Source organism: uncultured Lamprocystis sp., assembly GCF_903933125.1.
Classification (GTDB): Bacteria; Pseudomonadota; Gammaproteobacteria; order Chromatiales; family Chromatiaceae; genus Thiodictyon.
Genome location: NZ_CAIZIZ010000258.1, coordinates 1 through 2,349, shown reverse-complemented (window position 1 = coordinate 2,349; position 2,349 = coordinate 1). Strand labels below are relative to the sequence as shown.

General features: G+C 66.1%; 3 protein-coding genes. 1 reads left to right on the top strand and 2 read right to left on the bottom strand.

Annotated features, from left to right (window positions below; translation table 11 throughout):
• Both QZY03_RS12930 and QZY03_RS12925 read right to left on the bottom strand, forming a co-directional pair.
• The coding region (locus QZY03_RS12930) for a glucoamylase family protein (RefSeq protein ID WP_295581629.1) at positions 1–1,001 on the bottom strand (1,001 nt) is incomplete at its 3' end.
• 66 nt (positions 1,002–1,067) lie between these two features.
• Positions 1,068–1,856 carry a heme-binding protein gene (locus tag QZY03_RS12925; RefSeq protein WP_295581627.1) on the bottom strand — a complete coding sequence of 263 codons (789 nt, stop codon included), beginning with the start codon at positions 1,854–1,856 and terminating at the stop codon, positions 1,068–1,070.
• A 344-nt stretch (positions 1,857–2,200) separates the two neighbouring features.
• Between QZY03_RS12925 and QZY03_RS32085 the strand changes: the two genes are divergently transcribed.
• Positions 2,201–2,349 (top strand): oleate hydratase (locus tag QZY03_RS32085; RefSeq protein ID WP_367268228.1); only part of this gene is annotated, 149 nt, incomplete at its 3' end.

Sequence of the window (2,349 nt, the reverse complement as noted above, 5' to 3'; positions counted from 1 at the left end):
GCGATCTCGGGTGCAAAGACCAGCGACGCCAGCACCGACGGGCCGGCGAGCGTGCCGTCATCCGGGCCGTAGGGCACGCCGCGCGCGGCATAGCCGTAGAATGACTGGCGGCGCCCGGCGATGCGTTGCCGTGGGGCGCGAGGCCCGTCGCCGGCCGACAGGCCCCAGCCGTCCTCTCCATAGCCGACGAAGCCGCGCGGGTTGCGGATCGCATACGCGCGCTGCACGTCGATGGCGCGGCGGCTGTTCTCGAAGTAGTCGCAGCGCTTCTCGCGCATGAAGTCGTCGCGGATATCGCGGAAGTCGATCCAGGCGTGCGGGAACTGGTGGATGAACAGCGGCCCGGCATAGAGGAAGTCGATGCCGTAGAGGTTCTCCCACTCGTAGGTGTCGGTCCAGGCCGGGAAGCTGGCCGCGGTCAGCGGATGGGTCGGCGAGCCCAGGCCCAGGATGTAGAGCAGGATGGCCTCGCTGTAGCCCTGCCAGCGGTACTTGAGAAAGCCGCTCTCGGGTTTCCAGCCGAGTACGACAGCAGCGCTTTTGCGCTGCGCCCAGCACCAGTCCACGCGGCGGTAAAGCGTGTCGGCCAGCTCACGCAGTTCGGCCTCGTCCGCGGTGGCGGCGGTGAAATAGGCCGCGGCCGTGAGCATGCCGGCCAAGAGCAGCGCGGTGTCGATCAGCGACACCTCGCAACGCCAGGCACGGGTGCCGCTGTCCAGGTGCAGGAAGTGGAAGTAAAAGCCGCGGTACCCGGTCGAGTCCGGCGTGCCGCTCTGGTCGCAGTTCCGGAAGAAGCGCAGCGCGGCCAGGCTGCGTTGCAGGGCCTCGGCGCGCGTCATCCAGCCGCGCTTGACGCCTACCGGGTAGGCCGAGAGGGCAAAGCCGACGACCGCGATGCTCGCGTGTGAGCCCGGCCGTGAGGTATCGGCCACCAGGCCGGTGTCGCGGTTGGTGTGCCGGACGAAATAGTCGAAGGCGGCGCGCTGCAGGCCGTCCAGCATGGCTTCGTCGGCCGACGTCAGAGGCTCGGCCGGCGCCGCGGGTCGCAAGACCGCGGTCTGCGCCGATCAGCGGCTGTCGGTCAGGTGCAGCCAAATCTCATTGCGCCGCATGAACCATGGCGTGAACGGCGGGTTGTAGCGTGAATAGACAGGCTCCCCCGACCAGGCCAGGTCCGCGGCGCGCAAGCCAGCCTGTAACTTCTCCAAGTGTTCGTTGTAGTTGGACTCCGACCAGAAACCCGAATAGCGGATGACCGCCACGCGACTGGGCGGCACCTCGCGCAACGTGATCCGTGCGTCCAGGGGTTCGGGTGCGCTGGCCAGGGTTACGTCTTTGGGCAACACGAATTGCACCAGAAAGCCGCCGGGCGCGGCGGTCTGCGTAACGGGGGCCGTCATCTCCAGTTTCACGGGAACGGCCGTCTGGGTCACCGGTGCCGTCATCGCAATTTTCCGATCACCTTTGTTCTTGCCGAAGATGTAGCCCGCCAGGATCGGGAACGCCTGGCTGCCGGCTTTGCCGGCCGGGCCGTCCACCACGATCTCGGCAACCGTGTAGGCGGCGTACTCGCGGACCTCGATCCCGTCGAGCTTGCGGACGATTTGGTATTCGGGCTCTTCTGTGGCGTGGCTGGGCATGGGGATGGCGAACAGGGTGAGTGCCGAAAAAAGGGCCGCGATCATCGCCGCGGCGGGTCCGAAGCGTTTGGCGTCGCTCACGCCTGTTGCCTGATCAAAACGTGCAATGGCCTTGCGCACATGCCGCGCGTCTTCAAGCGGCTCCTTGCGCTGCGCGGGAAATGCAAATTGTCTGTTCGGGGCGGCGGCTCGTGCCTGGGTACTCAGCTTGGACATGGTCTTGCTCCTAGCGCCTTATTGGCCTGTATTTTGGGGTCTCCCGAGTCAGGGCGCCAGGGTGAAATAGTCGGTGTCGCCCTGTCTGTTGTCTGCCGCACAGACCACGACGACGCTACCTTCTACCTTTACGGCTGCCGTCAACGGCTAGCCGGGTTCATTGTCGGGCAGGCGTTGCCATTCAACCAGCAGACGCCTGATCGCGTTCGGTGGCCTTGATCGTAATCCCGGCCAGCGGCCTGCGTAGTCAGGGCTTCCAGCCCTGACGGTGTCAGGCCAGGATGGCCTGACTACGCACCCGGCGAGTCCAAGTGGCCGGAGTCTTGATCAAGGCCCGTTCGGTAATGTCTTACGCCGCCCGTATCAAGTGCAGCGCTCACCAGGAAGCAGAGACCATGACTTCGACGACACCCAAGGCCTACCTCATTGGCGGCGGCATCGGCTCGCTGGCCGCCGCCGCCTTCCTGATCCGCGATGGGCGGCATGCCCGGCG

Coding starts and splice junctions, on each gene's coding strand:
- QZY03_RS12925 (WP_295581627.1), bottom strand. CDS start 1,856: ATGTCCAAGCTGAGTACCCAGGCACGAGCCGCCGCCCCGAACAGACAA.